General features: G+C 69.0%; 22 protein-coding genes. 5 read left to right on the top strand and 17 right to left on the bottom strand.

Annotated features, from left to right (window positions below; translation table 11 throughout):
- Positions 1–277 precede the first annotated feature (277 nt).
- Positions 278–1,525 (bottom strand): class I SAM-dependent RNA methyltransferase, encoded by a 1,248-nt coding sequence (locus J2853_RS01825; RefSeq protein ID WP_307568568.1) that lies wholly within the window; start codon positions 1,523–1,525, stop codon positions 278–280.
- 73 nt (positions 1,526–1,598) lie between these two features.
- Positions 1,599–3,641: an APC family permease gene (locus tag J2853_RS01820; RefSeq protein ID WP_307554251.1), complete on the bottom strand. Its 2,043-nt coding sequence runs from the start codon at positions 3,639–3,641 to the stop codon at positions 1,599–1,601.
- Between the two features lie 115 nt (positions 3,642–3,756).
- On the opposite strand from J2853_RS01820, the gene J2853_RS01815 reads away from it, so the two are divergent.
- Positions 3,757–4,422 (top strand): potassium channel family protein, encoded by a 666-nt coding sequence (locus J2853_RS01815; RefSeq protein ID WP_307554249.1) that lies wholly within the window; start codon positions 3,757–3,759, stop codon positions 4,420–4,422.
- Positions 4,422–5,093, top strand: coding sequence for a potassium channel family protein (locus tag J2853_RS01810; protein WP_307554246.1), 672 nt, complete (start codon positions 4,422–4,424; stop codon positions 5,091–5,093). Before J2853_RS01815 ends, J2853_RS01810 begins: the two co-directional genes overlap by 1 nt.
- A 76-nt stretch (positions 5,094–5,169) precedes the next feature.
- Here the strand turns inward: J2853_RS01810 and J2853_RS01805 are convergent, their stop codons facing one another.
- The 7 genes from J2853_RS01805 to valS form a co-directional block, all read right to left on the bottom strand.
- A complete protein-coding gene (locus J2853_RS01805) occupies positions 5,170–5,832 on the bottom strand; it encodes a DUF3159 domain-containing protein (RefSeq protein WP_307568566.1) in 663 nt (220 codons plus the stop codon).
- A gap of 33 nt (positions 5,833–5,865) precedes the next feature.
- Complete coding sequence (locus J2853_RS01800; protein WP_307554244.1) at positions 5,866–6,258, bottom strand: OB-fold nucleic acid binding domain-containing protein; 393 nt, start codon at positions 6,256–6,258, stop codon at positions 5,866–5,868.
- Between the two features lie 48 nt (positions 6,259–6,306).
- Entirely contained in the window at positions 6,307–7,002 is a 696-nt protein-coding gene (locus tag J2853_RS01795; RefSeq protein ID WP_307554242.1) for a DUF3710 domain-containing protein, read from the bottom strand.
- A 129-nt stretch (positions 7,003–7,131) separates the two neighbouring features.
- Positions 7,132–7,575: a dUTP diphosphatase gene (dut, locus tag J2853_RS01790; protein WP_307554240.1), complete on the bottom strand. Its 444-nt coding sequence runs from the start codon at positions 7,573–7,575 to the stop codon at positions 7,132–7,134.
- Complete coding sequence (locus J2853_RS01785; RefSeq protein WP_307554238.1) at positions 7,572–7,865, bottom strand: hypothetical protein; 294 nt, start codon at positions 7,863–7,865, stop codon at positions 7,572–7,574. The genes dut and J2853_RS01785 overlap by 4 nt, the downstream gene beginning before the upstream one ends.
- A gap of 11 nt (positions 7,866–7,876) precedes the next feature.
- Positions 7,877–9,151: an AI-2E family transporter gene (locus J2853_RS01780; RefSeq protein ID WP_307554236.1), complete on the bottom strand. Its 1,275-nt coding sequence runs from the start codon at positions 9,149–9,151 to the stop codon at positions 7,877–7,879.
- Between the two features lie 352 nt (positions 9,152–9,503).
- A complete protein-coding gene (gene valS / locus J2853_RS01775) occupies positions 9,504–12,041 on the bottom strand; it encodes a valine--tRNA ligase (RefSeq protein WP_307554235.1) in 2,538 nt (845 codons plus the stop codon).
- 81 nt (positions 12,042–12,122) lie between these two features.
- On the opposite strand from valS, the gene J2853_RS01770 reads away from it, so the two are divergent.
- The gene (locus J2853_RS01770) at positions 12,123–12,419 is read left to right on the top strand and encodes a DUF4235 domain-containing protein (protein ID WP_307554233.1); all 297 of its coding nucleotides are present in this window, start codon (positions 12,123–12,125) and stop codon (positions 12,417–12,419) included.
- A 152-nt stretch (positions 12,420–12,571) separates the two neighbouring features.
- Here J2853_RS01770 and J2853_RS01765 read toward each other — a convergent pair whose 3' ends face one another.
- From J2853_RS01765 to J2853_RS01745, 5 genes are all read right to left on the bottom strand, one after another.
- A complete protein-coding gene (locus J2853_RS01765; protein WP_307554231.1) occupies positions 12,572–13,945 on the bottom strand; it encodes an alpha,alpha-trehalose-phosphate synthase (UDP-forming) in 1,374 nt (457 codons plus the stop codon).
- Positions 13,946–13,998: 53 nt separating this feature from the next.
- Positions 13,999–14,805: a hypothetical protein gene (locus J2853_RS01760; protein WP_307554229.1), complete on the bottom strand. Its 807-nt coding sequence runs from the start codon at positions 14,803–14,805 to the stop codon at positions 13,999–14,001.
- Positions 14,806–14,887: 82 nt separating this feature from the next.
- Positions 14,888–15,187, bottom strand: coding sequence for a DUF4193 domain-containing protein (locus tag J2853_RS01755; protein ID WP_307554227.1), 300 nt, complete (start codon positions 15,185–15,187; stop codon positions 14,888–14,890).
- Between the two features lie 273 nt (positions 15,188–15,460).
- Positions 15,461–16,774, bottom strand: a complete 1,314-nt coding sequence (locus tag J2853_RS01750) for a sensor histidine kinase (RefSeq protein WP_307554225.1) — start codon at positions 16,772–16,774, stop codon at positions 15,461–15,463.
- 65 nt (positions 16,775–16,839) lie between these two features.
- On the bottom strand, positions 16,840–17,493 hold the full coding sequence (locus tag J2853_RS01745) for a response regulator transcription factor (protein WP_307554222.1): 654 nt from the start codon (positions 17,491–17,493) through the stop codon (positions 16,840–16,842).
- 215 nt (positions 17,494–17,708) lie between these two features.
- Between J2853_RS01745 and J2853_RS01740 the strand changes: the two genes are divergently transcribed.
- Positions 17,709–17,873 carry a hypothetical protein gene (locus tag J2853_RS01740; RefSeq protein ID WP_307554220.1) on the top strand — a complete coding sequence of 55 codons (165 nt, stop codon included), beginning with the start codon at positions 17,709–17,711 and terminating at the stop codon, positions 17,871–17,873.
- A 178-nt stretch (positions 17,874–18,051) separates the two neighbouring features.
- Here J2853_RS01740 and J2853_RS01735 read toward each other — a convergent pair whose 3' ends face one another.
- Together J2853_RS01735 and J2853_RS01730 are read right to left on the bottom strand one after the other, a co-directional pair.
- Positions 18,052–18,834, bottom strand: a complete 783-nt coding sequence (locus J2853_RS01735) for an inositol monophosphatase family protein (protein WP_307568564.1) — start codon at positions 18,832–18,834, stop codon at positions 18,052–18,054.
- A 135-nt stretch (positions 18,835–18,969) separates the two neighbouring features.
- On the bottom strand, positions 18,970–20,952 hold the full coding sequence (locus J2853_RS01730; protein ID WP_307554218.1) for a S9 family peptidase: 1,983 nt from the start codon (positions 20,950–20,952) through the stop codon (positions 18,970–18,972).
- A 127-nt stretch (positions 20,953–21,079) separates the two neighbouring features.
- On the opposite strand from J2853_RS01730, the gene J2853_RS01725 reads away from it, so the two are divergent.
- Positions 21,080–22,042 carry a ferrochelatase gene (locus J2853_RS01725; RefSeq protein WP_307554216.1) on the top strand — a complete coding sequence of 321 codons (963 nt, stop codon included), beginning with the start codon at positions 21,080–21,082 and terminating at the stop codon, positions 22,040–22,042.
- On the opposite strand, the gene J2853_RS01720 is transcribed toward J2853_RS01725, so the two are convergent.
- On the bottom strand, positions 22,033–23,256 hold the full coding sequence (locus J2853_RS01720) for a lytic transglycosylase domain-containing protein (RefSeq protein ID WP_307554214.1): 1,224 nt from the start codon (positions 23,254–23,256) through the stop codon (positions 22,033–22,035). The genes J2853_RS01725 and J2853_RS01720 overlap by 10 nt on opposite strands.
- Positions 23,257–23,316 lie beyond the last annotated feature (60 nt).

The raw sequence follows: 23,316 nt of genomic DNA, 5'->3' as shown, positions 1-23,316 counted from the left end.
GCGAGGCCCATATGGTTCAAGCCCATGGAGTGCCCGTGAGACCGTCAGACAGGCTGTGAGGCTCCTGCAGGAGGAGGGCTGGGTCCTCACGATCCAGGCTGTCGCCAGCCGACCAAATGACGCTCGGCATGGCGACGCCCCGCGACCGGACCGGCTGCGGGGCGTCGCCATGATCGTGCGCATCTCATGCGCAGATTATGCGCAGCGATCTTGGTTTGCCCTGGGTGACGCTGGGGCTTGATGAAACACCATGTGTTGCGTTCCTGCTGGTCAGAGCCTAGATCGACTCTTTGACCAGGTGCGACACGCATTCGACGTGGTGGGTCATCGGGAAGGCGTCGAAGGCACGCAGCTCGGCGAGCCGGTAACCCCTCTCGCCGAACCAGGCGAGGTCGCGGGCGAGGGTGGCCGGGTCGCAGGAGACGTAGACGATCCGGCCGGCCTCAAGGGTGGCGAGGCGCTCGACGACCTCGCGGCCGAGCCCGGCGCGGGGCGGGTCGACGACGACCAGGTCGGCGCGTTCGATGTCGAAGTGGTCGAGGGCGTTCTCGACCCGGCCCCGGGCGAAGCGCGCCTGGGGGAGGTCGCGGAGGTTGCGTTCGGCGTCGCGGACGGCGACGGACTCGGACTCGACGCCGAACACGGCGCCCTCGGGGCCGACCGCCTCGGCCAGGCCGGCGGCGAACAGGCCGACGCCGCAGTAGAGGTCGAGGGCCCACTCCCCGGGCTTCGGGTCGGCGAACTCCATGACCGTGTCCAGCAGCGTGGCGGCGGCGCCGGGGTGGACCTGCCAGAAACCGCTGCCGGTCACCTGGAAGTCACGGCCGCCGACGTGCTCGGTGAGGTGGTTGCGGCCGTGGACGACGCGGGTGCGGCCCTTGCCCTCGTCGACGAAGACGGCCACGCTCGTGTCGAGATCGGGCACGGCCACCGTACGGCGGGGCTTGGGGGCGACCACGACGGCCTGGTCCCCGCCCGAGGAGGCGATGACCTCGACCGAGGAGGCGTGGCGCCAGTTCATGACCTCGGCGCCGACGTTCTCCACCTCCGCGTGGGCGATCAGGCAGGCGTCGATCGGCTCGATGTCGTGGGAGCGGTGCCGGCGCAGGCCGGGGACCCCGTCACGGCCGACGGCGAACTGGACCCGGGTGCGCCAGCCGAGGCCGTCGGGGGCGCCGGGGACCTCCTCGACGGTTCCCTTCCAGTCGATGCCCGCCAGGCGCTTGAGCTGCTCGGCGACCACGTCGGCCTTCATGCGGCGCTGGGCGTCCAGGGAGGCGTGCTGCCAGTCGCATCCGCCGCAGCGGCCGGCCCCGGCGAACGGGCACGGCGGGGTCACCCGGTCGGCGGAGGGTTCGAGGATCTCGACGGCGTCGGCCCGCAGGAACCGGGCGGTCTCCTCGGTGATCTCGGCCAGGACCCGCTCGCCGGGGAGCGCGTGCCGTACGAAGACCACCCGGCCGTCATGGCGAGCGACGCACCAGCCACCGTGCGCAACCGGTCCCACTGTCAGTTCTATCGCCATGGCGTGCCCCCGAGGTTCGTCTGTCAAGCCTCCTTGCGGTCAGGAGTGCATATGAAGGTAGTGCATACGAAGGCTATGTCTTGGCGTCCTCGTCCCGGGCCACTTCCTGCCAGGGGCGGCGGACGGCGCCGGGGGCGAAGGGCTCGGGACGGCCCTTCAGCCGGTCGGAGGAGTGGAGCTGCCAGGGCACGCTGATGACCATCACACCGGGCTGGAAGAGCAGGCGGCCCTTCAGCCGCAGCGCGCTCTGGTTGTGCAGAAGGTGCTCCCACCAGTGTCCGACGACGTACTCGGGGATGTAGACGCTGACCACGTCCCGGGGCGATCGGCGGCGCAGCGACTTGACGTACTCCAGGACCGGCCGGGTGATCTCGCGGTAGGGCGAGTCGAGCATCTTGAGCGGCACCGGGATCCCGCGCCGCTCCCACTCCTCGCGAAGCGCCTTGGCATCCTCGCCCTCCACGCCCACGGTGATCGCCTCCAGCTTGGACGGCCGGGTGGCGCGGGCGTAGGCGAGGGCGCGCAGGGTCGGCTTGTGAATCTTGGAGACCAGGACGATGGCGTGGTTGCGCGCCGGCAGCATCGTCTCGTCCACCTGGATGTCCTCGGCGACGGCGAGCTCGGCGGCCACGTTCTCGTAGTGGCGGTGGATGCCCTTCATCATCAGGAACAGCACCGGCATGGCCACGCAGACGATCCACGCCCCATGGGTGAACTTGGTGACCAGCACGACCACCAGCACCACCGCGGTCATGACACCGCCGAAGAAGTTGATGGTCCGCGAGCGGTGCATCTGGTGCCGGATCTTCGAGTCGTTCTCGGTTCTCAGGAGCCGGGTCCAGTGCCGGACCATGCCGGTCTGACTCAGCGTGAACGACACGAAGACGCCGACGATGTAGAGGTTGAGCAGGCGGCTGACGTCGGCGTTGAAACCCCACAGCAGCAGGCAGGCTCCGGCGGCCAGGATGACGATGCCGTTGGAGAAGGCCAGCCGGTCGCCCCGGGTGTGCAGCTGCCGGGGCAGGAAACGGTCCTGGGCGAGGATCGAGCCGAGGACGGGGAAGCCGTTGAAGGCGGTGTTCGCGGCGAGGAAGAGGATCAGCGCGGTGACCGCGGCGATGACAAAGAAGAAGACCGAGCCGCTGCCGAAGACCGCGTCGGCGATCTGGGCGATGATCGGCTGCTGGTAGTAGTCGGGGCCGGCGGGCACACCGTTGATGAGCACGTCGCGGTAGGCGACGGTGGGGTCGGCGACCTTGACGCCGGAGGCCAGGGCGAGCGCGATGATGCCGATGAACATCGTCACCGCGACCAGGCCCATCATCAGCAGCGTGGTCGCGGCGTTCTTGCTCTTGGGCTTGCGGAAGGCCGGCACACCGTTGCTGATCGCCTCGACGCCGGTGAGCGCGGCGCAGCCGGAGGAGAAGGCGCGCAGGATGAGGAAGGCCGCCGCGAACGAGGTGAGGTCGCTCTGCTCGGTGACGATCTCGTAGCCGGCGGTGGGCGCGTGCAGTTCCTGGCCCAGGACGAGCAGCCGGAAGGCCCCCCAGAGGATCAGGCCGATGACCGCGGCCATGAAGGCGTAGGTGGGGATGGCGAAGGCCGCGCCGGACTCCCGGATGCCCCGCAGGTTCACCACCGTCAGCAGGACGACGATCGCGATCGCGACCAGCGGTTTGTGCTCGGCGACGTAGGGGATCGTGGCGCCCACGTAGTCGACGCCGTTGGCCACCGACACCGCGACGGTGAGGATGTAGTCGACCATGAGCGCGCTGGCGACGGTCAGACCGGCGTTCTGACCGAGGTTGACGGTGGCGACCTCGTAGTCGCCTCCGCCGCTGGGATAGGCGTGCACGTTCTGGCGGTAGGACGCCACGACCGTGAGCATCACCACAACGACGGCGGCGGCGACCCAGGGGCTGAAGTTGTAGAACGAAACCCCGGCGAGCGAAAGGATGACAAGGATCTCCTGCGGGGCATAGGCCACCGAGGAAAGGGCATCACTCGCGAAAACCGGCAGCGCGATCCGTTTGGGGAGTAATTGCTCGTGCAACTGCGTGCTGCGCAGCGCCTGCCCTATGAAAAGGCGTTTGACAAGGTCCGTCACCTTCGACACGTATGCAGATGCTAGTCCCCATCGCTTAACCCCGCTGACGCGGCACTCCCGGAGCGGGCCATACTGACTAAATACATCAGACCAAGATCCGCCTCAACCCGACCGGCGGGGGAGCATGCATATCGTGATCATGGGATGTGGCCGAGTGGGTTCGACCCTGGCGCACATCCTCGAGGACAGCGGCCACTCGGTTGCGATCATTGACCGCGACCCACAGGCGTTTCGCCGTCTGAGGGCCGGTTTCAGGGGCCGCCGGGTGACCGGGATCGGCTTCGACAAGGACGTCCTGGAAGAGGCCGGCATCGAGTCCGCGGGCGCCTACGTGGCGGTGAGCAGCGGCGACAACTCGAACATCATCTCCGCCCGGGTCGCCCGCGAGACGTTCGGCGTGGACAACGTGGTGGCCAGGATCTACGACTCCCGCCGCGCCGAGGTCTACCAGCGGCTGGGCATCCCCACGGTGGCCACCGTCCGCTGGACCGCCGACCAGATCCTGCGTCGCGTCCTTCCCGAGGGCGCCGAGCCGCTGTGGCGCGACCCCACCGGGGCCGTGGTGCTGGCCGAGGTGGCCTGCCACCACGGCTGGGTCGGCACGACGGCCAAGGACCTGGAGGAGGCCGCCGGCACCCGTCTGGCGTTCATCAACCGGATGGGCGAGACCCTGCTTCCCAAGAACGACTCCGTGGTGCAGGAGGGTGACATCCTGCACGTCATGGCGGTCGGAAGTGACATGGACCGCATCAACAAGGTGCTGTCCGCGGCACCGGAGGAGGAGCACTGATGCGCGTCACCATCGCGGGTGCCGGGGCGGTCGGCCGATCGATCGCGGCCGAGCTCCTGGAGAACGGCCACGAGGTCCTGCTCATCGACATCGACCCCAAGGCCATCAAGATCGACACTGTGCCGCGGGCGGAGTGGCTGCTCGCCGACGCCTGCGAGATCTCCTCGCTGGACGAGGCCGGCCTGGCCGACTGCCACGTGGTCGTCGCCGCCAGCGGTGACGACAAGGTCAACCTCGTCGTCTCGTTGCTGGCCAAGACCGAGTACGGTGTGCCGCGGGTGGTCGCCCGGATCAACCACCCCAAGAACGAGTGGCTGTTCAACGAGTCGTGGGGCGTCGACGTGGCCGTCTCCACCCCGCGCCTGCTGAGCGCGCTGGTCGAGGAGGCGGTGAGCGTCGGCGATCTGGTCCGCCTGATGACCTTCCGTCAGGGCCAGGCCAACCTGGTCGAGCTCACCCTGCCCGAGGACGCGCCGGTCGTCGGGCAGCGCGCGGGCTCGGTGCCGTGGCCGGACGACACCGCCCTGGTCGCGATCCTCCGCGAGGGCCGGGTGCTGGTGCCCACCGCCGACGACCCGCTGGAGGCCGGGGACGAGCTGATGTTCGTCGCCAGCCAGGAGGTCGAGGAGGAGCTGGCGGAGCTTCTGTCCCCCCACCGGGCGCCGCACTGAGCGAGACCCGGGCCGAACGGCACGGGGCCACGATGAGGGAGGTCCGGTACGGCGACGCCGTACCGGACCCTCACTTTCAGGAGGTGGCGGCCTGGACCGGGGTCTTGTTCCTGGTCAGCAGCCACACCATGGCGGCGAGGGCCGCGACCTGGAGCGGCCAGCCCATCGCGATCTTGAGGATGCCCAGCTCCGCGACCGCCTCGTCCCTGCCGATCAGGTAGACCGGGAGCTGCACGGCCACCCGGATCACGCACGGGATCATGAGCAGCCAGGTGAGCTTGACGCACAGTTTCACGACGGCCGGGTCTCTGCGCCAGGCCGTCGGGTCACCGGTGACGGATCCGATCAGGAAGCCCACCACCGGCCACCGGACGACGATCGAGAGCAGCATGGCCACGGAGTAGGCCGCGTTGTAGATGATGCCCGGCAGGAAGACGTCTTCCGCGGCACCGGTGCGGGAGGCGAAGAACGCTCCGATGCCGATGCCGATCAAGCTGTTGATCACAAACTGCGGCGTCGAACGCTGCACCAGCCGTACCGCCAGCAGCACCACCGCGGCCGCGATGCTGACGATCAGGGACATCTTCAGGTCCGAGGTGCCGATCCACATCCCGGTGAAGGTGATGGTGGGCACGGCCGCCTCGATGGTGCCTCGCACTCCGCCGAAGGCCTTGACGAGCTGACCGCGAATCACGGCCTCTACCGTGTCGTGCACGGCGGCCTCATGGGAGGTGGTCATCTTCTCGCTCACCGCTCCGTGATCGTCGATCGCTCACGCACCGCCAGCCGGACGGAGCTCGTATCTGGGGTTGAACATCACCTTGCGCCCATCCTGCATGCTGACGAGCCCTTCGGCCAGCACCATCCGGCCTGGTTCGATTCCGGCGATTTTCCTACGGCCCAGCCAGATCAGATCGATCACGTCCGAGCCGTCGTAGAGTTCCGCCTCCAGGGCCGGCGCACCCCCGCGAGGCCGCAGGGTCACGGTCCGGAGTGTGCCGGTGACACAGAACCGGCGACGCCCACCACACGAGACGATGGGCGTGGCACCGTGACGATCAAGGTCCTGCTGGAGTTCGTCGGCCTCCAGCTCGGCCTGGCTGGTCGCCAGCCGCCGGAAGAAACCTCGAAATCCGCCTTGTTTATGCGGTTCCTGAGAACCCACGACCGCTCCTTCACATACGAGTTGAATCAGCGTACGCGATCCCCTACGTCAGCGAATCTCAGCGATCTCCGGGCCGCGCTCGAAAGGATTGAGATCGGGCACGTCCCCACCGGCTTCCTGCTGCTCCATCGCGCTCCTGGCCTCCGGCGGAAGCCTGAGCTCGATCGCCTCCTTGGGCGCCATCGGCTCGTCGCCGCGGACCACGACGATGTCGCGGACGACCCCCTCCAGGGTCGCGGCGATCTCCGCGTCCACCGCGGCCCGCCCGCTGATCACCGCGCGCAGGAACCAGCGCGGGCCGTCGACACCGAGGTAGCGGACCGGCTGGGGGGCTCCCCCGTCAGCGGGAACCTGGGCGGCCAGCTCGATCCCGAACGGCCCCTCCCTCTCCTCCGTCGTGCCTCCGGCGCTCTTCACGCCCTCGGCGAGCTCGCCCCTGACCTCGTCCCAGATGCCGCTCCGCTTCGGCGCCGCGAACGCGTGCACCTGCAGGGCGCTCTCGTTGAACAGGACGACCGCGCCGACGATCTGGTCGCCCGCCAGATTGAGCTGCACCTCGAACCCCGGGTCGACCGGCAGGCGCATGCCGCCGAGATCGACCCGCTCCCGCTCGGAGTACTGCTCCTCCGAATCCCACGGCCCCGACTCGCGGGTCGGGGTCTCCTCGACCTCCTCGGCCTGCTCGACCTCCTCGGCCACGGCCGGGGACTCCTCGCGACGGCGACGTCCGAACACTTTCCTCACGCTCCTTGAAATTTCACTGGTCGCTCACCACTCGTCGTGCGTGCCCCGCGGCCGATCTCCGGACCGAGACCGCTTCGGCTCCGGATCCTCATCTGCCACCTCGCCCACCACGCCGGATTCGGCTCTCTGTCAACGTCCGGTGGATCCGAACCCGCCGGCGCCTCGCGCCGACCCGGGCAACCGGTCCACCTCGTGGAACACCGCCCGCTCCACCTTCTGGATCACGAGCTGCGCGATGCGATCCCCCCGGCGCAGCCGTACCGCGTCCTTGAGGTCGGTGTTGAGCAGCGTCACCTTGATCTCACCCCGGTAGCCCGCGTCCACCGTGCCCGGGGCGTTCACGATGGTCACACCGTGTTTGGTGGCCAGACCCGAACGGGGGTGGACGAACGCCGCGTACCCGTCTGGCAGGGCGATCGTCACGCCGGTGCCCACCATGACCCGCTCCCCGGGGAGCAGCTCGACGTCCTGGGCCGCGTAGAGGTCCGCGCCGGCGTCACCGGGGTGAGCATAGGACGGCAGCGGCAGCTCGGCGTCGATCCGGTGGATCAGCACCTCGACGTTGTCGGTCACGGGTTCCCCTCGTACTCGTGGTGCTCGTCGGCAATGGTTGTGGCGTCGCCGCGCACGGCGAAGTGCTCCGTGCCCACCTCGACGAAGACCTCGGCGGACGGCACGGCGACCGGGCCGTCCGGGAAACCGATCCGGCCCTCAGCCTCAAGGTACGCCCTCCGGCCGGAGATGCCGCCGCACCGGGCCAGCGGATACGGGGTCGTATCGGCCCGGACGGAGGCGGGCGCACCGGCACGCGTCGGCGGACGGGTCGCTCCCGGCGGAGAGGTCGTCACGGCGGAACGAGTCACGGGGCAGAACGTTACCCCTTGGGTTGTGAGGATTCCGCATCCATCTGCTCACCGGGCTCATCGGGCGCACCGGGCTCGTCCGTCCTGCCGGGCTCGCCTGTCCTACCCGGCTCGCCGGACCCGGCCGCCCTTCCCCGCCCGTCGTCGGTTTCGGCGGGCTCGGCGGAACCGGCCGGCGATGTCGGCGGTGGAGGCTGGGGCGGGACCGACGCCGGAGGCAGGGCGATCGGCGGATCACTTCTGAGTTCGGGGAGCGCCCGGTAGAACACGGCCGCCACCGGCACCGCCACCACCGCCCCGGCGATGCCCGCCAGGATGCCGCCCACGGCCAGCACCAGGATGATCGCCAGCGGGTGGAAGCGCACCGCCCGGCCGACGATCAGCGGCTGGAGCACGTGGTTCTCCAGTTGCTGCTCCACCAGCAGGATGCCAAGGAAGATCAGGGCGTAGATCGGGCCCTTGGCCCCCAGGGTGACCAGCGTGGCGACGCTGCCGGCGATGATGATGCCGACGATGGGGATGAAGCTGGCCATGAAGATCAGTACGGCGAGCGGCGCCCAGAGCGGCACGCCCATCCCGGCGAGCACGATGCCCATGATGACGCCGTGCACGGCCGCCACCGCCACCGTGCCCTGCACGTAGTGCGAGAGCGTCACCCAGGCGGCCCGCCCCGCCCTGTCGACGCGGGGTGCCGCCGAGCCGAACCCCTTCAGGAACCACGACCAGATCTGCTCGCCGTCCTTCAGGAAGAAGAAGGTGACGAAGACCAGCAGCACCAGCGAGGCCAGCACCTCCAGCGCCACCGTGGCACCGGTGAGCACCGTCTGGGTGATCTGGTTGCGCTGCGCGGTGATCTGCTTGGCGATCTCGTCGATCCACGAGGTGATCTGGCTCCGCTGCAGGTGCAGCGGCCCGGTGTAGAGCCACTGTTCGATGGTCTTCGAGGTGTCTCTCACCTGGTCGACCAGGCCGGGGAACTCGTCGTTGGCGCGCAGGCCGATGAACCAGCCGATGCCGCCCAGCACCGCCAGCGCGATCAGCATGGTGATCCAGGTGGCGTAGATCGGCTTCATGCCCCTGCTTTTGAGGCGCCGGGTGATCGGGAACAGCAGCGCCGTGAGCAACAGCGCGATGGCCACCGGCAGGACCACGATGCGCAGCGTCGCGATGAACTGCGCCGAGTAGAAGACGGCCCAGCCGATGATGATCAGACACAGGCTCCACATGGCCAGGCGAAGCAGTGTGCGCGGTACCAGCCGCGTCAGACGTTCCCGATCGGAGATCACGCTTTCCAGACTGTCACGCCACGGCGGGGAATGCGCGCGGTTATCACCTGGACACGGCCGATGGTAAAGGACGGTTATCACCCGGATGTGGCCGACGGCAAAGGATAGGCCCGGTCATATGACCGGGCCTATCCACAGCGGTTCGGGTCAGCGCTCTTCCGGCGGCCGGGAAATCACCCGATCCTCAAGATAACAACTGCAGTTACCGCATCCTGGAGTCATAATTCCGTCCTCCCTCACCTGTCGGTCTCTTGAAGATAAGACAGCCGACCGATTCGGGAGCCTCACCACGGAGGTCAGAGTAACGTTCGGATTATCGGCCGGATCGGGGTCGAATCCGGTTTTCCCGCGGTCAGGAGAGGGTGACCTCCACCAGTAGCTCGCCCTCGCCCGGCCGGAGCACGAACTCCTCGATGACGCCCGCGCCGCACAGGTCGTCCTGCGCCTGCCGTACGAGGTCGATCCGCGCGCCGCCGACGGTCAGCCGGGAGACCTCGGCCCGCATCGAGAGCTTGGCGTCCGACTTGGCCTTGCGGACGCGGCCGAGGACCGCGGCCACCACCGGGAGCAGCTCCGGATCGCCGTCGCGCCCGGGCGGCGTGGGCCAGGCCGCCCGATGCACCGGGCCCTCGCGCCACCACGACCAGACCTCCTCGGTGACGAACGGCATGAACGGGGCGAACAGCCGGAGCATGACGTCGAGCGCCTCCCGCAGCGCCGCGTGAGCCGAGCGCGCGGGCCCGTCCGTGTCGTAGGCCCTGGTCTTGACCAGCTCCAGGTAGTCGTCGCAGAACTCCCAGAAGAACCGCTCGGTCCTCTCCAGTGCCCGGGTGTGGTCATAGGCCTCGAACGCCTCGGTGGCCTCGGTGACCACCTCCGACAGCCGGGCCAGCATCGACAGGTCGATCGGCTCGGTGACCTCGCCGCCGTCCTCCCCCAGGTTCAGGACGAACCTGGAGGCGTTCAGGAGCTTGATGGCCAGACGGCGGCCGATCTTGATCTGGCCGGTGTCGAAGGTCGCGTCGGTGCCCAGCCGCCCGCTGACGGCCCAGTAGCGGACCGCGTCCGAGCCGTACTCCCGCAGCAGGCCCATCGGCGTGACGACGTTGCCCTTGGACTTGGACATCTTCTTGCGGTCCGGGTCGAGGATCCATCCGGAGATCGCGGCGTGCTTCCACGGCAGCACGCCGTGCTCCAGGTGGGAGCGGACGACGCTCGCGAACAGCCAGGTGCGGATGATGTCCTGCCCCTGGGGACGGAGATCCATCGGGTAGACCCGCTCGAACAGGTCGTCGTCCCGCTCCCAGCCGCCCACGATCTGCGGGGACAGGGACGAGGTCGCCCAGGTGTCCATGACGTCCGGGTCGGCGGTGAAGCCTCCGGGTTTGCCGCGCTGGTCCTCGGCGTAACCGGGTGGCACGTCGCTGGAGGGGTCCATGGGCAGCGTGGACTCATCCGGCAGGATCGGCGAGGAGTGTTCGGGCTCACCGGCGTCGTCCAGCGGGTACCAGACCGGGATCGGCACGCCGAAGAAGCGCTGCCGGGAGATCAGCCAGTCGCCTGCCAGTCCCTCGACCCAGTTGTCGTAGCGGACCTTCATGTGGGGAGGGTGCCAGGAGATCTCCTCTCCCCTGCTCCGGAGGGCCTCTCTGAGGGCGCGGTCGCGTCCCCCGTTGCGGATGTGCCACTGGCGGGTTGAGACGATCTCCAGCGGCCTGTCCCCGTTCTCGTAGAACTTCACCGCGCGACTCACCGGCCGGGGCTCGCCCTCCAGGTCGCCGGACCCGCGCAGCAGCTCCACGATCCGCTCGCGGGCACCGTGCACGGTCTTGCCCGCCAGCTCGGCGTACGGCTCCGCGGGGACGCCGTGGGGGGCCTCGGGGAGCAGCCTGCCGTCCCAGCCGATGACGGCCCGGGTGGGCAGGTCGAGCTCGCGCCACCAGATGACGTCGGTGACGTCGCCGAAGGTGCAGATCATCGCGATGCCCGAGCCCTTTTCGGGCTCGGCCAGGTGATGGGCCAGCACCGGCACCTCGACGCCGAACACGGGCGTTCTGACCGTGGTGCCGAACAGCGGCCGGTAGCGCTCGTCGTCCGGGTGGGCGACCAGCGCCACACAGGCGGGCATCAGCTCGGGGCGGGTCGTCTCGACCCAGACCCGGTCGCCGAACCCCCTGGCCCGCTGCTCCTGCGACAGGGTGAAGCCGACCCGGTGGAAGGCGCCCGGCCACTCGCGGTCCTCCAGCTCCGCCTGGGCGACGGCCGTGCGGAAGGTGACGTCCCAGAGCGTGGGCGCCTCCGAGACGTAGGCCTCGCCGCGGGCCAGGTTGCGCAGGAACGCGCGCTGGGAGGCGGCCCGCGCGTCGTCCCCGATGGTGGCGTAGGTCAGCGACCAGTCCACCGACAGGCCCAGGCGGCGCCAGAGCTCCTCGAACGCCTTCTCGTCCTCGACCGTGAGCCGCTCGCACAGCTCGATGAAGTTTCTCCGTGAGATCGGCACCTGCCGTTTGGCGTCGGGCCTGGCCGGCGGTTCGAACGAGGGGTCGTAGGCGACGGAGGGGTCGCAGCGCACACCGAAGTGGTTCTGCACCCGGCGCTCGGTGGGCAGGCCGTTGTCGTCCCAGCCCATGGGATAGAAGACCTCACGGCCCCGCATGCGCTGGAAGCGGGCGACGGTGTCGGTGTGGGTGTAGGAGAAGACGTGGCCGACGTGGAGGGAACCGGAGACGGTAGGCGGCGGGGTGTCGATCGAGTAGATCTCGTCTCGCGTGCGCGACCTGTCGAAGCGGTATGTTCCCTCGGCCTCCCAGCGGGCTACCCATACGGTTTCCAGGCCGTCGAGAGTCGGTTTCTCGGGCATGGGCGCGGGGTGCGGTCGCTGTTTCGTCATGCCTCCCTATGGTATGGCTTCCCGTGATGTCACGCTTGAGGAGACTAGTGTTCTCGTGCGGGCCGCAAAGAGGAGGAACCCATGGCCGACAAGACCGAAAAGCAGGATATGGCGTGGAGAGCCATTGGTGGTCTGATAGGAATCGCCACGGCGTGGGGCGCCAAGAAGGTCATCGGATTCGCCTGGGAGAAGACGACGGGCAAGAAGCCTCCGGTCGACAACGAATCGCTGGAGATCGGTCTCGGTGAGGCGATCGGTTACGCCGTGGTGATGGGGGTGGGCATGCAGGTCGCGCAGATCGTGGTCGCCCGCACCGCCAGGAGGCGCTACGACGCGTGGAAGGGCGTGAAGGACTCGGCGAAGGACATCGTCTCCTGACGGCGGGCGTTCCGTCCGGGGCGCCGTGCCGGGCCGTCCGAGGGCGCCCCGACAAGCTCCGGGGGCGCCTCCCGGCCGGCCCGCCGGGACAGGCCCTCCCGGCGGGCCGCACCGGAACGAGCCGTACCGGGAGGCAGGCCGTACCGGGAGGATCAGGATTCGAGGGCGTCGAGGAACTCCCTCGCCCAGCGGTCCACGTCGTAGGTGGCCACCCGGCGGCGCAGCGAGCGCATCCGGCGGGACAGATCATGCGGTGTGGCCCGCATCGCGGCGAGCATCGCCCGCTTGAGCCCGTCCACGTCGTAGGGGTTCACCATGAACGCCTGGCGCAGCTCGTCGGCCGCTCCGGCGAACTCGCTGAGCACCAGCGCGCCGCGCAGGTCGTTGCGGCAGGAGATGTACTCCTTGGCCACCAGGTTCATCCCGTCGCGCAGCGGCGTCACCACCATCACGTCCGCCGCGAGATAGAGCGCGGCCAGCTCGTCACGGCCGTACGACTGGTGCATGTACTGCACCGGCTGCTGGCCGAACTCGCCCTGCTCGCCGTTGATCCGGCCGACCTGCAGCTCGATCGAGTCGCGCAGGCGCATGTATTCTTCGACCCGCTCCCGGCTGGGCGTCGCGATCTGCACGAACGCCGCCTCCCCCGGCTTGATCGAACCCTCCGTGAGCAGCTCCCCGAACGCCTTCAGCCGCTGGCCTATGCCCTTGGTGTAGTCCAGCCGGTCCACGCCGAGCAGCATGCACTCGGGGTCGCCCAGCTCCGCGCGGATCTCTTTCGCCCGTTCGATGATGTGCGGCTCGCGGACCAGGGAGTCCAGCTCGCTGAAGTCGACCGAGATGGGGAACGCCCGGGCCCGCACGATGCGGTCGTCCACCTGGATCTCGTGCTTGTGGTGCTGGAGACCGAGCAGGCGGCGGCAGAGCCGGATGAAGTTGGAGGCGCCGCCGGGCCGCTGGAACCCCACCAGGTCCGCGCCGAGCAGGCCCTCCAGGATCTCTCTCCGCCAGGGGAGCTGGTAGAACAGCTCGCCCGGCGGGAAGGGGATGTGAAGGAAGAAACCGATGCGCAGGTCGGGACGGAGCTTGCGCAGCATGGCCGGGACCAGCTGGAGCTGGTAGTCCTGGATCCACACGACCGCGTTCTCCGCGGCCTCCTCGGCGGCGGCGCGGGCGAAGCGCTCGTTGACCGTGCGGTAGGCCTCCCAGGTGACCCGCGAATACGTGGGCGGGGCGACCACGTCGTGGTACAGCGGCCAGAGCGTGGCGTTGGAGAAGCCCTCGTAGTAGAGCTCCACCTCCGGCCCCGACAGCGGCACGGGGATGAGTTGCATGCCGTCGTGCTCGAAGGGTTCGAGTTTCTCGTCGGGAGCGCCGTGCCAGCCGATCCAGGCGCCCGCTCTTCCCTGCAGAACGGGGGCGATCGCGGTGACAAGGCCGCCGGGGCTTCGCCGCCACATATCCCCACCGACCCGGTCGACGGGAAGGCGGTTGGCGACGATCAGAAATGAACTGCGGCCCTGCACAAATTCCTCCAGGTAGTCGTGTTTCCCGCTCTAACTACCCGATTCAGGCCTTTTTATGACTTTCCAGGTGGCAAGGCTTGATGAACTCTGAGATCCGCCCGTACGGCCTCCGCGAGTTTCCTTGTGGCGGCGCGATTGAGAAACCCACCGGCCACGGCCCCGGTGAGAAAGGGCCCGAATGTGGTCAGGTGCCTTCCGAGGGTGCGCATCAACCGATTGCGAAGGGCGGTCTTGGTCGCCGCGCCCAGCGCGAGGGTGACCGAGGAGGGAGTCATGGGGTCCACGCCGCGCTGTTTCGACCAGGCCGTCGCGAAGGCCATGGCCCGCTGGGAACCGCTGCCGGGCACCTGAATGCCGTACACCTCGTGAAGTTCGGCGATGAGCTTGACCTCGATGGCGGCGACCACGAGGGTTTCGGCCACCAGTTGCGCGGGAGCGGAGAGCAGGAGCGGCGGGGCGGCGAACTCGGCCGCCGCGACGGCTCCGCCGATGGCGCCGACCGTCATGGTGGCCTTGGCCGCGGTGCGCGCCAGGTCGTCGGCCAAAGCCTCGGAGGTGAGGCCCTGATGGTGCGCGGAAAGGGTGTGCAGGTCGCGAATGGGGATGCGAGGCGCCACGGCCATGAACACGTCGGCCAGCCAGCGGCTCCGGCCCGCCCCGGTGGCCTTGGCGTTCTTCGCCCCCGCGGAGAGTGACTTCGTCAGGCGGCCGAGCAGCCGTCGCCGCTCGGCGCCATCCATGTCGTCGGACTCTGCGAGCCTGCCGACGAGCTCGGCCACCTCACGCTCCGACGCGCCGGCCGACTCCTCGGCCACGGAGTCGGTCGGCTCAGCGCCGGTCTGTTTGTTCTCTGACGTCATGTCGCGGAACCTCCTCAGGGCTTGTCCTGTGGCCCTACCCGTCCATAGGCGGACACACATCGGACAGGCCATCGGAACATCGTCAGGCCGCGCACTCCCGGCAGATCCGCTGGCCGTTCCTCTCAACGGCGAGCTGACTGCGGTGATGCACCAGGAAGCAACGCGCGCAGGTGAACTCGTCCGCCTGAAGAGGGACCACCCGGAGCGAAAGCTCTTCGTTGGACAGGTCGGCGCCCGGCAGTTCCAGCGACTCGGCGAGATCCGTCTCGTCGATGTCAATACTGCCCGAAGCCTTGTCGGTCCGGCGTGCCTGCAGTTCCTGAAGACTGTCCTCGCTAAGATCGTCGTCAGTCTTGCGTGGGCTGTCGTAATCGGTAGCCATCAGTTTGCTCCATCCCCCTCGTCTATCTGTCTGCGCTTAACTCGCGCGTGTGTAACGTTCGAGAGGCACAACTTGTGCCCAATCCGCCAAAGAGATTCCTGCTTCGGTACCCCGCCGGAATGGTCACTGAACCTCCCTACACGTGAGGGACTCACTGCCAATGGGCACGGTTAGCCAAATATGGCGTAAACCACAGCATTGGCGGCATGCACCACCGTGTTCGACGGCACATCCAACCACATGTACGGCGTGAACGAGACTCTCCCCGCCGGATCAACGTGCCTGAAGTCTCACGGTGACCACTAGACCTCCCCCATCCCTGGGTATGGCGGTCACATTGCCCCCGTGAGCCCGCACGACCGCACGGACGATGGACAGCCCGAGACCCGCCCCCTTGGACGAGTCGACCCGGTCCGCGTTGAGCCGCCGGAACGGCTCAAACAGGCTGTTCACCTCGTATGCGGGAACGTGTGGCCCCGTGTTCGCCACCTGAACAACCAAGGCCCCCTCCACCATTCCCGCCCGGACCCATAGACGTCCTGATTCAGGAAGATTGTGCTTTATCCCGTTCTCCACGAGGTTGGCCACGCAACGTTCGAGAAGCACCGGATCGCCTATGGTCTCGGCACTTTGGAGCTCGGTGGTCACCGAGACGCCCGCCTCCTCGGCCCGCGAGGTGAGCTGCTCGACGGCGGTCTCGGCCACCTCCTTCAGGTCCACCGGCTTGCGCACGCTGAGCTCGCGCTCGCTGCGGGCCAGCAGCAGCAGGCCCTCGATGAGGCGCTCGTTGCGGGCGTTGACCTCCAGAAGCGTGCGGCCCAGCGCCTTCAGATCACCCGACGCCTCCGGGTCGCCCAAGGCGATCTCCAGGACCGTCCGATTGATCGTCAACGGGGTGCGGAGCTCGTGTGAGGCGTTGGCCACAAACCTTCGTTGTGTGTCGAATGCCACATTGAGTCTGGTCAGCATGGCGTCGAAGGTGTCGGCCAGTTCCTTGAGCTCGTCGTCGGGCCCCTTGAGGTCGATCCGCTCGTGGGCGAGCGTGGAGCCCGACAGCTTGCGGGCCGTGGCGGTCATCTGCTGGATCGGCTTGAGCGCCCGGTCGGCGACGATGTAGCCGATGATGGTCGCCAGGATGCCGATGCCCGCCAGGGCCAGCAGGGAGCGGGTGAGCAGCAGTTTCTGCGCCCCGGAGACCGCGCTTTGCTGCTGCCAGTACCACTGCCCTTCGATCTTGTCCACGTCACTGGGGGATATCAGCCCGTTCAGGTCGATCGGGAACGCGGGCCATGCCGTATTGAGCGCCCAGCCCACCATCATGTAGATCACGAGCATGAGCAGGGCCCCGGCCACGAAGAACAGCACGCCGTAGGTGATGGTCAGCCGCCACCGGACGCTCAGGCGGTCCATCGCCGTCCGAAGCCGCTCCAGCGGCGTGCGCCGTATCGGGGCGGCGCCCACCGGAGGCGGACCGTCCCACCGCGGCGGGCCGTTCGGCGGCGGAGGCCGGTCGCCGCCCCCCACCGGGCCCTCGGAGCTCAGGTGCTCGCCTCTCCAGGCACTCCGTTCGGAATGCGGACTGATCATCGGGTGGGTCGGCACTGACCCGCGCGGCTCGTTCGAGGGCCGCTCTCCCCCGCCATGCGGCATGCTCACAGTTTGTATCCGACCCCGGGCACTGTCTCGATCACCTGAGGCTCGCCCAGTTTCTTCCTCAAGGTCATCATGGTGACGCGCACCACGTTGGTGAACGGGTCGATGTTCTCGTCCCACGCCTTGTCCAGCAGGTCCTCTTGGCTGACGACCGCGCCCTCGGCGCGCATCAGCTCCTCCAGGACCGCGAACTCCTTCTTGGTGAGCGCGATCTCCTCGCCGTTCCTGGCGACCAGCCGCTTGCCCGGGTCCAGGCGGACCCCGGCCCGTTCCAGCACCGGCGGCAGAGCCGGGGCCGAACGGCGTCCGAGCGCCCGCACCCGCGCGACGAGCTCGATGAACACGAAGGGCTTGGCCAGGTAGTCGTCGGCGCCCAGCCCCAGCCCCTCCACCTTGTCGTCCACGTCTCCCGACGCGGTCAGCATCAGGATCCGTGACGCGGTCCGCTCGGCCACCAGGCGGCGGCAGACCTCGTCACCGTGGACTTTGGGCAGGTCTCTGTCCAGGACGATCACGTCGTAGTCGATGTAACCGGTCCGCTCCAACGCGCCGGCACCGTCATAGGCGACGTCCACGGCCATGGCCTCACGCCGGAGCCCGGTCGCGATCGCGTCCGCGAGCACCCGCTCATCCTCAACCACAAGCACTCGCACGGCTCCTGGCACCTCCCGTGAAATCGGTGAACAGTCGTTGGAACGGGCTCTCCATTGTCGTCACATCCCCTGTAAGCCGACGGTAAGCCCACCTCGACGGTAAGCACCCTGTGTGACGTGAAAAACACACATGTTTAGTCCGTGTAACTTGTTGGGTACAGCCGGGTCCAGTCCCTACCGGCGAACCTTCCGTCCCCCGTGAGAAAGAAGGTGAGATGGGCGAGTTCACAACAACGATCGAGCACCGCCTCGACCAGGCCTACAAGAACCTGCAGGAGGCTCGGTCCACCGGCGACGAATACCTCGCCGACACCTTCACCGCCGAGATCGAGGATCTCCGCCGTCTGGCCACAGACAACGGCATCCTCATTCAGCGCTGAGGCGTGAAAGAAGCCCCCCGGCCGATCGTTGGGGGGCTTCTTTCATGCCTCGGGCGTCCTCACGCGTCTCCGCGCTCAGGCATTCCCACGCCTCGGCCGTCCTCCCGCGTCTCCGCGTTCGGACGTCTCCGGACCTCGGCGGCCCTCATGTGCCTTCACATTCGGGCGTTCCCGCATCTCAGCCGTCCCGTTCGGGGTCCAGGGGCGCCAGCAGGTCGTGCAACTCCTCGAACAGCCCCGGTGCGGCGCAGAGCGTGAGCCCCGGGTTGGACGGCTTGCCGCCCAGCCCGCCGACCCTGGCGCCCGCCTCGGCGGCGATGAGACCGCCGGCGGCGTAGTCCCAGTACTGCGGACCGCGCTCGTAGTAGCCGTCCACCCGCCCGGCCGCCACCGAACACAGGTCCGAGGCCGCCGAACCGCCCCGGCGGATGTCGCGCACGCGCGGCAGCACGTGGGCGAGCACCTCCGCCTGCACCTGGCGCCGCCTGCTCTCGTAGCCGAACCCGGTGGCGATCAGGGCGCGATCCAGCGGCACGCCGGCGTTGCAGCGAAGCCGCTCCCCCGCCAGCCACGCGCCCTCGTCCTTGACCGCGGTGAAAACCTCACCGCGGGGCACGACGTTGACCACACCGGCGACAACCTCACCGTCGACCTCGACCGCGATGCTGACCGCCCACTCGGGCACGCCGTACAGGAAGTTGACCGTCCCGTCGATCGGGTCGACGATCCAGCGGACCCTGCCGCCGCCGGTCGAGCCTCCCTCCTCGCCGAGGATCGCGTCATCGGGCCTGACCGCCCTGATCCTGGCACGGATCAGGTCCTCGGACGCCTGGTCGAGAGCGGTCACGATGTCGGTGGGGCTGGACTTGGTGACCACGACCTCGGGCCGGGCCGGACGTTTGGCCAGGAGCATGTCCCCGGCCTCCCTGGCGATCTCCTCGGCCAGCCGGCCGAAGCTCATCGCGTCGTCCACGATCCCTCACCGCCCCTCGCTCGCCGCGTCGGGTTCACGACAGTGCCCACCGTCCCTCACCGCTCCTCACTCGCTGCGCGGACCGCTCATCCTTCGCGGGCCACTCCGCTCGCCGCGTCGGGTTCACGACAGCGACTCCGGCCGCTTCCACTCCCTGCCGAGGACGTGCTGGGCCAGGAAGGCGAGGACGGTCTCGTACCAGACCACGGCGTTGCCCGGCTTGAGCACCCAGTGGTTCTCGTCCGGGAAGTACAGGAACTTCGACTCCACGCCCGAACGCTGGAGGTCCCACCAGAGCCGCAGCCCCTCGCCGATGGGCACCCGGTAGTCCTTGTCGCCGTGGATGACCAGCATCGGAGTGGAGATCCCCTCCAGCGACAGGTGCGGGGAGAGCTTCTCGTACAGCTCGCTGCCCGGGGCGCCGAACTCCCGCTGCCAGTACATGGACGCGTCGGTCGTCCCGGCGAACTGGTCCAGGTTCCAGAGCGAGGCGTGGGTGACGATCGCCTTGAACCTGTCGGTGTGCCCGGCGAGCCAGTTGGCCATGTAGCCGCCGAACGAACCGCCCATGGCGGCGGTCCGGGTGGCGTCGACCTCCGGCAGCTCCAGCGCGGCGTCGGTGATCGACATCAGGTCGGAGTGGGTACGGGGACCCCAGTTCGCCCAGCCGCGCCGGATCATCTCGGGGCCGTACCCGGTGGACAGGCACGGGTCGGGCAGCAGCACGGCGTAGCCGTTCTGGGCCATGATCCACGGGTTCCAGCGCCAGGACCAGTCGTTCCAGCTGGACAGCGGACCACCGTGGACCCAGAGCAGGAAGGGCGCGGGGTTCTCCGCCGAGGCGCCCTCGGGCAGCACCAGCCAGGCCCTGATCGTCGCGCCGTCGTCGGCGGTCGTGGTGACCTCGGTCAGCGTGCCGGGCAGCTCCAGGGCGGGGGCCGGAGAGGCCAGCTCCTCCACCGTGCCGTCGGCCGCGACCCTGACCGGCGCGGCCGGCGCACTCCAGCTGCTGCGCAGCGCGTAGACGGCGCCGTCGGGCGCGACGTTCAGGGAGATGTACGCCGCGTCGTCGGGCGTGAGCCGTACCGGCTCGGAGCCGTCGGCAGGCACCCGGAAGATCGGGCGGCGGCCCCGCTCGTCGGCGACCACGTACAGCGACTGCCCGTCGGGCGCCCAGGCGACGTCGGCCGGCCACAGCTCGCCGCCGGCGGCGTGCCCCTCACCGGTGGCCAGGTCGACGATCCACAGGGTGTTCTCGGGGATCCGGTCGCTGTCGGCGTGGTTGCCCCGGACGCACGCCACCAGGCGCCCGTCGGGAGAGACCTTGATCGGGCCCTCGAAGTCGTGGCCCTCCTGGGTGGCCAGGACCCGGCGGGCTCCGCCGTCGGACGTCTCGATCGCCACGAGGTCGAAACGGACCTCGCCGTTCGGAAGGGGCACGGCCCAGGTGGTCACGATCGTGGAGCCGTCCGGGGTCACCTCGTAGGAGGCGTTCATCAGCGCCTTGCCCGGCTGCGGAGTGAGGTCCCTGACCTCGGCCAGCCGGTCGTCGGCTCCGATGGTTCCGGCGAACAGCCGGGGCTCGCCGGGGCCGAGGTCGTGGTCCCAGTACCGCACCGGGTAGCTCTCGTGCAGGATCGCGCTGATCCCGGCCTCCTTGCGGGTCTTGCGCCGCTCCGCCTCCCCCGCCTCGTCACCGGGAAGCACGTCGGAGCCGAAGACCACGGTCTGCCCTCCGGTCGCGAACCCGGCGACGCCACCGGGCCTCGACGCGATCTGCCGGGCCTCGCCGCCGGCCGCGGGCAGCAGCCAGAGCGCCGGAACGTCCTCGTCCGGATCCTTGACCGTCGGATCGGGGCGGCGCGAGCCGAACAGCAGATCGCCGCCGGCGGTGAACTCGGCCCCGGCCTCCCCCTTGAGGGATCGGGTCAGCCGGTACGGCTTGCGCTCGTCGAGAGGGATCTCCCACAGGGCCGTCCCGTAGGACTTGCCATCGGGATTCAGCGCCTGCACCACGGCGACCAGACGGGTTCCATCAGGGGAGAGCCGCAGGGATGCCAGCCGCGGTACGCCGACATAATCACGGATATCGTTGAATGGGGTCACGGATTCGAACTTACCCCCGCAATAGGTGCGGAGATGTATCCGTCATGCATCCATCCGCACGGTCGATGTCGAATGACCCAGTGTGATCATGCAAAAGGACACCTCGGCATGCGGTTTGATGAATGTCATGGGGACTTACGACGCACTGCTGGTCGTCTCGTTCGGAGGCCCGGAGAAGCCTGACGACGTGATGCCGTTTCTGGAGAACGTGGTGCGGGGCCGGGGGGTCCCGCGTGAGCGGCTGCTGGAGGTCGAGGCGCACTACCAGCGCTTCGGCGGGTTCAGCCCGATCAACCAGCAGTGCCGCGACCTGATCTCGGCCGTCGAGCCGACCATCGACCTGCCGGTCTACTGGGGCAACCGCAACTGGCACCCCTACCTCGAGGACACGCTCCGCCGGATGGCCGCCGACGGCGTGCGCAAGGCGGCGGCCTTCGTCACCTCCGCCTACAGCTCGTATTCGGCCTGCCGGCAGTACCTCGAGGACATCGCCCTCGCCAGGGCCGCGGTCGAGGGCGCCCCGGAGGTCGTCAAGCTCCGGCACTACTTCGACCACCCCGGGTTCATCGCGGCCATGGTGGACCACACCCGCGAGGCCCTGGACCGGTTGCCCGCCGAGCACAGGGACGCCGCACGGCTGGTCTTCACCGCGCACAGCATCCCGATCTCGATGGCCCGCACCGCCGGGCCGGGCGGCGGGGCCTACGAGGCGCAGCTGCGCCGGGCGGCCTCGCTGATCACCGCGGAGCTGGGCGGCGAGCGGGAGTGGGACCTGGTCTGGCAGAGCCGTAGCGGCCCTCCGCACATCCCGTGGCTGGAGCCCGACGTCTGCGACCACCTGGAGGCGATCGACGCCCCCGCCGTGGTGCTGGTGCCCGTGGGTTTCGTCTCCGACCACATGGAGGTCGTCTACGACCTCGACGTGGAGGCCGCCGAGGTGGCCGGAAAACTCGGCCTTCCGCTCGCCAGGGCCGCCACCGCGGGCACCCATCCGCGGTTCGTCTCGATGGTCGGCGAACTGCTGGCCGAGCCGGAGCCGACCATGTGCGCGGCCACCTGCTGCCCGGCCCCGCCCCGCCGTCACGGGTAGGTGGCGGCGTAGGCCTGGGAGATGGACATGACCTTGGCGACGTACGACCAGGAGTGGTTGTAGAACCAGATGGCCTTCTCCAGCTTCTTGCCGCCCTGGCCCGCGCCGTTGGCGCACAGGTAGTTGGCCGCCGAGGGAACCGCGTCGTAGGGGCTCCAGATGTCGGCCACGCCGTCGGCGTCGCCGTCCACCCCGTAGGCCTTCCAGGTGGCGGGCATGAACTGCATCGGCCCCTGCGCGCCCGCCGACGACGGGCCGTTGTTGCGCCCGTGCGAGCTCTCCACCTGGCCGATCGCGGCCAGCACCGTCCAGGACAGCCCCGGGCAGACCCCGGCCGACAGGCGGTACAGCTCCAGGTAGCTGCCGGGCCTTCCGACCGTCGCCCGCCGGGCCGCCACCGGTTCGTCCGCGGCGGCGCCGCCACCGGTGGCGGCCTTGTCAGGTACGGCCTTCTTGGCGGTGGCCTTCTCCACGACGGTCCCGGCGGTACGGTTCCCGCCCACCACGACCACCTGCGTCCCCGGGCTCAGCAACTTGCTCACCCCGCTCTTCAGGGCGGCGGAGGCCTTCTCGGGTCCGTTCACCAGCAGCGCCACACCCGGCAGCAGCCCGAGGCGCCGGCCGGTCTCCTCGCTCACGAGGCCGTCCACGCCGGGCAGGCCGAACGGCGCGGAGGCCGCGGCCCGCAGCCGGGGCCCGCCGTCCACCTGGTACTCCGAGCCGAGGACCAGGCCGAAACGGCGCGTCGCGGAACTGTCGGCGACGAACTCGCCGTTGTTCAGGGCGTTCCACACCCCCGGCTGATCGGCCACGGCCTTCGGCGCCCAGGCGCGGAAGCGGGCGGGATCGACCGCGAGCAGGTTCAGCCCGATCCCGGAGACCTTGACCGCCCCGCCGTCAAAAGAGTCGATCTTCTGGACGTGCTTGAGCCGGGAGATGTCGTCCTTGGTCTCCTGGGGCAGCGTCGACTGGGAGATCACGAGCAGGCTGGGCGGGGTGGGGGTGAGGCCGGGCCCGCCGGCGGCGCGGGTTCCGGAGGGCGAGGGCCTGGGGGTCACGGAGGCCGGCCTGGCCGCCGGGGCACCGGTCAGCGGGACGAGTCCCGTCAGATCCCGTACGTCGGACTCGGCGGCCACGGCCCTGCGAACCTCGGCCGGTTGGGCGGCGGCGAGCACGGCGAACACCACGCCGCAGGCGGCCGCAAGAGTGATCATGATGGCCAGCGCTGGGACGAATGCCCTCAACCCGGGAAGATGCGACACCGCGCTCACGTT

This window comes from Streptosporangium lutulentum (assembly GCF_030811455.1).
Classification (GTDB): domain Bacteria; phylum Actinomycetota; class Actinomycetes; order Streptosporangiales; family Streptosporangiaceae; genus Streptosporangium; species Streptosporangium lutulentum.
The sequence above is the reverse complement of the archived record's forward strand: the minus strand, read 5'-3'. Positions and strand labels throughout refer to the sequence as shown.

Coding starts and splice junctions, on each gene's coding strand:
- J2853_RS01825 (WP_307568568.1), bottom strand. CDS start 1,525: ATGGCGATAGAACTGACAGTGGGACCGGTTGCGCACGGTGGCTGGTGC.
- J2853_RS01815 (WP_307554249.1), top strand. CDS start 3,757: ATGCATATCGTGATCATGGGATGTGGCCGAGTGGGTTCGACCCTGGCG.
- J2853_RS01810 (WP_307554246.1), top strand. CDS start 4,422: ATGCGCGTCACCATCGCGGGTGCCGGGGCGGTCGGCCGATCGATCGCG.
- J2853_RS01805 (WP_307568566.1), bottom strand. CDS start 5,832: ATGACCACCTCCCATGAGGCCGCCGTGCACGACACGGTAGAGGCCGTG.
- valS (WP_307554235.1), bottom strand. CDS start 12,041: ATGACGAAACAGCGACCGCACCCCGCGCCCATGCCCGAGAAACCGACT.
- J2853_RS01770 (WP_307554233.1), top strand. CDS start 12,123: ATGGCCGACAAGACCGAAAAGCAGGATATGGCGTGGAGAGCCATTGGT.
- J2853_RS01760 (WP_307554229.1), bottom strand. CDS start 14,805: ATGACGTCAGAGAACAAACAGACCGGCGCTGAGCCGACCGACTCCGTG.
- J2853_RS01755 (WP_307554227.1), bottom strand. CDS start 15,187: ATGGCTACCGATTACGACAGCCCACGCAAGACTGACGACGATCTTAGC.
- J2853_RS01750 (WP_307554225.1), bottom strand. CDS start 16,774: ATGATCAGTCCGCATTCCGAACGGAGTGCCTGGAGAGGCGAGCACCTG.
- J2853_RS01740 (WP_307554220.1), top strand. CDS start 17,709: ATGGGCGAGTTCACAACAACGATCGAGCACCGCCTCGACCAGGCCTAC.
- J2853_RS01735 (WP_307568564.1), bottom strand. CDS start 18,834: ATGAGCTTCGGCCGGCTGGCCGAGGAGATCGCCAGGGAGGCCGGGGAC.
- J2853_RS01725 (WP_307554216.1), top strand. CDS start 21,080: ATGGGGACTTACGACGCACTGCTGGTCGTCTCGTTCGGAGGCCCGGAG.
- J2853_RS01720 (WP_307554214.1), bottom strand. CDS start 23,256: ATGATCACTCTTGCGGCCGCCTGCGGCGTGGTGTTCGCCGTGCTCGCC.